Source organism: Psychromonas sp. (assembly GCF_983033635.1).
The window spans coordinates 1-4055 of the sequence record NZ_CEZLMY010000240.1 but is presented as its reverse complement, the minus strand read 5'-3'; the positions used below and the strand labels follow the sequence as shown (position 1 = coordinate 4055).

Here is a 4055-nt window from a genome sequence, read left to right as displayed (position 1 = left end):
TGCAGGGAACCATGCCGGTTGATGAGCGTACTAAACAGCCCCATGGTCTGTTACATGGTGGTGCATCTGTTGTTCTGGCTGAAACGTTAGGCAGTGTGGCCGCTAATTTAGCGGTAGCTGAAGATAAAGTTTGTGTAGGATTGGAGATTAATGCCAGCCACTTGCGCAGTGTTAAAAGTGGTATGGTGACGGGCATAGTTAAAGCGGTACGTATTGGGCTCAGTGCGCACGTTTGGCAAATTGATATTAGTAATGAACGGCAACAGTTGGTCTGCACTTCTCGCCTGACGGTAGCCGTAATTGATCGACCTAAAGATTAAAAAACAGATAACATATAATTAAGAATTTAAAATAAAGAGAAACAATATGATTAAAGTAGGTGCTTATAATGAGCTGACCATAGTTAAACGGGTAGATTTTGGTTTTTACCTTGATGGTGGTTATGATTTAGGCGAAGTTTTACTACCAAGGCGTTATATCACCGATGATATGAAAGTAGGGCAAACAATTCTCGTTTTCCTGTACTTTGATTCAGAAGATAGATTAATTGCCACTACGCAAAAAGCAAAAGCTGAAGCGGGAAAATTTGCCTCACTGAAAGTGATCGATACCAACAGCGCGGGTGCCTTTTTAGATTGGGGATTACCGAAAGATCTGTTGGTACCGTTTAACCAGCAGAAAATCCCGATGAAAGAGGGTTATGGTTATGTCGTTTATGTTTATCAAGACGATATTAGCGAGCGTTTAGTTGCCTCTTCAAAATTAGATCGATTTTTAGACAGAGAGCCTGCTGACTATAAAGTCGGCGAAAAGGTAGAACTGCTGATTGCCGATCAGACTGATATCGGTTTTAAAGCGATTATCAATGATAAGCACTGGGGAGTTTTGTTCCCCAGTGAAGTGTTTGGTGAGATGGGCATCGGTAAAAAATGTACCGGTTATATCAAACAGATCCGCGAAGATGGCAAAATTGATTTAGGCTTGACCAAAGTGGGTTATGGCAAAGTTGATGCGCTTGCCGAGCGTATTCTGCAGAGCATGAAGCAGCATCAGGGCTTCCTGCAGCTTTCAGATAAAAGTTCACCTGAGCAAATCGCCAAAATCTTAAAAATGAGTAAAGGTAACTTTAAAAAATCAATCGGTCAGTTATACCGCAAGGGACTGATTGATATAGAAGAGAAAGGTATTCGTTTAAAAGATTAAATTGAAAAATGGTCTGCCAATGATTAGCAGACCATTTTTTTGCACGATTATTTCACTTTTGTTTATTTAAAGCATACATGAATCTAAAGCACTTGGATTTTGCTTTGTTGAGCGAGCCACAAATTCTCTGGTGCGTTTATGCTGAGGGTTTTCAAATATCTGTTTGGCGCTGCCCTGCTCGACGATATTCCCCCCTTCCATAAAGATAACTCGATCCGCTACTTCCCGCGCAAACTGCATCTCATGCGTAACAACTACCATGGTTTGTTTTTGTACCGCTAATTTTTTCATTACAGCTAACACTTCATCGACCCATTCCGGATCAAGTGCAGACGTTGGTTCATCAAACAAGATAACTTCACCCTTTGCTGCCATGGCGCGTGCAATGCCCACCCGCTGTTGCTGACCTCCCGATAACTGCGAAGGGTACTGGTGGAGTTTTTCGCCAAGCCCGACCTGCTGTAAAATAGTCTCGGCGTGTTTTAATGCGAGGGCCTTGGGCTCTTTCCAGACCGTTATCAAACCCTCTGCGACATTCTGCAGTGCAGTTTTATTGGCAAATAAAGAATAATTCTGGAATACGAAACTGCTTTGTTTACGCAGATTGGTTATTTCAGCGCTCGTTGCGCTTGCACTGTCAACTTTCACACCGGCAATTTCGATCGTGCCGCGGCTTGGTGTTTCCAAATAATTTAAACAACGCAATAATGTTGATTTACCGGTTCCGGACGGGCCGATAATGACCACGATCTCACCGTGTGCCACCTCAAAATCAATTGAATCTAACACCAGATTATCAGCAAATTTTTTACTGAGATTTTGTACTTTAATCATGAGTAGGCCTTATTAAGACGCATTTCCAGATAATGCTGCAAACGGGTAAAGAAGACAACAACTGCCCAATAAATGAGTGCGACGGCTAAAAAACTTTCGAAAAATTTAAAACTGGAGGAGGCTTCCATCTGTGCTTTGGCCATAATTTCTGCAACACCAAGGGTAAATGCCAGGGAAGTACTTTTAATCATATCGATGAAATAATTCATCAAAGAAGGCGTCGCCACCCGGGAGGCTTGCGGTAATATGATTCTGTACATTGCCTGTAAGCGCGTCATACCAATACTGAAACAGGCTTCCATCTGACTTTTGTCAATGCCGAGAATTGCCGCGCGAATACTTTCTGCCATATAGGCAGAAAAATGCAGTGACAGACCGACAACCGCAGCGGTGAAAGCATCCATACTTGCAAAAATTGGCATGAAATGCGGTAATCCGTAATACAATAAAAACAGTTGCACTAACAGGGGAGTACCACGAAAAAAGGAAATAAATAAACTTGCAATATGGTGCAGTACGGCCAATTTAAATACGCGTATTACCGCTATAATAACCGCAAGTATCAGCGCAAATAAAAACCCCAAAAAGGCCATTTCCATGGTGACGCCAAGGTATTTAATTAAGATAGGTAAGAGTTCAATAATATATTGAAAATCTAGTGACATTTGCATTAAAACTGACTCATTTTAAATTAAAAGAAAAACCACTTGAAGATAGTATGTGAATCTTCAAGTAGCTTATTACAGTGCTAGCTTGGGAAACTGATTAATTACTCAGTTACATTAGATCCTAACCATTTGATAGAGATTTTTGCTAATGTGCCGTCATTTTTCATATCTAATAACGCCGCATTTACTTTATCTCGAATAGCCAGTTGAGATGGTTTATTTAAAAACGGCATTGCATTTTCTATTTTCTCAATTGGTTCACCAGCAAGCTGTAAAGGTAAACCGGACTTTTTGATTAATGCTGCAGAACCCACACGGTCCATAACAAATGCATCAGCACGTCCAATGACTACGTCTTGCTCAAATCCTGAATCATAAGTAATAATATTGATCTCTTTTTTTGTATCTAAAGCTCGAAGAATCTCTTCAAAATTACTTCCTAAGTTAACCGCCACTTTTTTGCCTTTAAGCTGCTCAACCGACTGTATATCGTCGCGTCCTTTTTTTACCACGATTTGAGCACCATCAATGACATAAGGCGTTGAAAAAACATATTTTTCAAGACGTGCCGGAGTAATTGTTATCTGGTTAGAAATAGTATCAATGTGTCCTGCTTCAAGCATGCCGAACAATCCGGAAAAACTTGCTATTACAAACTCAACTTTATAATCAGAGCGTTTAGCAATCTCATTCCACAGATCTACTTCAAAACCCTGTAATTTATCTTTTTCGGAGAAAGTGAAAGGTACATAACGGCCTGACATACCCACTTTAACAGTTTGCTCTGCAAATGCTGGTACTGTGATAAAACTCGAGATTGCGACAAAAGCGGCAATAATTAATTTAATGTGTTGTTTCATTCTCTATTCTCATTATTAGTTTGCGATTGGATTTAAGAAGTTAATAAACTTAACGACTTATTTAAGTAAAATTGTAACCGATATCCACTGCAAAAATTTATACCTAAAGTGCATATGTTATATTTTTATTGCACTTAATTTACGCTGCAATTTGATTAGTCAATATTCTTAAAAAACGTCCCAATTATTATTGGTTATATATTTGTTTATAAAAAAGCCTTTAGTCTGCCAATGATTGGCAGGCCAATTTGCCATAAAAATCGCTCCCCTTACGTCATTATTTTTGCTTTATTTTCGAGGGATTCGTCAGTACCAAACTACTTTATCTTTACCCATATAGGGTACTGAATGAAAAGTAATAATTCATAATCATAGCAATCGCATAATTTTGTAATCTAATACCATTCCGCAAAACTAATTGATCTGTTTTAATAGGGAAGTGCGGTTTTAACCGCGCAATATCATAGGCGCGACTGAAGAACCAGGGTTC

5 protein-coding genes are annotated in these 4055 nt (G+C 39.5%); 2 read left to right on the top strand and 3 right to left on the bottom strand.

The window, feature by feature from the left end:
• On the top strand, window positions 1-320 hold a 320-nt coding region (locus AC4GME_RS17755; RefSeq protein WP_490379934.1), incomplete at its 5' end, for a hotdog fold thioesterase.
• A 46-nt stretch (window positions 321-366) separates the two neighbouring features.
• Window positions 367-1203 carry a CvfB family protein gene (locus AC4GME_RS17750; protein WP_490378186.1) on the top strand — a complete coding sequence of 279 codons (837 nt, stop codon included), beginning with the start codon at window positions 367-369 and terminating at the stop codon, window positions 1201-1203.
• A gap of 66 nt (window positions 1204-1269) precedes the next feature.
• Here the strand turns inward: AC4GME_RS17750 and AC4GME_RS17745 are convergent, their stop codons facing one another.
• The 3 genes from AC4GME_RS17745 to AC4GME_RS17735 form a co-directional block, all read right to left on the bottom strand.
• On the bottom strand, window positions 1270-2037 hold the full coding sequence (locus AC4GME_RS17745; protein ID WP_490378187.1) for an amino acid ABC transporter ATP-binding protein: 768 nt from the start codon (window positions 2035-2037) through the stop codon (window positions 1270-1272).
• Window positions 2034-2708 (bottom strand): amino acid ABC transporter permease, encoded by a 675-nt coding sequence (locus AC4GME_RS17740; protein ID WP_490378188.1) that lies wholly within the window; start codon window positions 2706-2708, stop codon window positions 2034-2036. The genes AC4GME_RS17745 and AC4GME_RS17740 overlap by 4 nt, the downstream gene beginning before the upstream one ends.
• Window positions 2709-2806: 98 nt before the next feature.
• Entirely contained in the window at window positions 2807-3565 is a 759-nt protein-coding gene (locus AC4GME_RS17735) for an amino acid ABC transporter substrate-binding protein (RefSeq protein WP_490378189.1), read from the bottom strand.
• Window positions 3566-4055 lie beyond the last annotated feature (490 nt).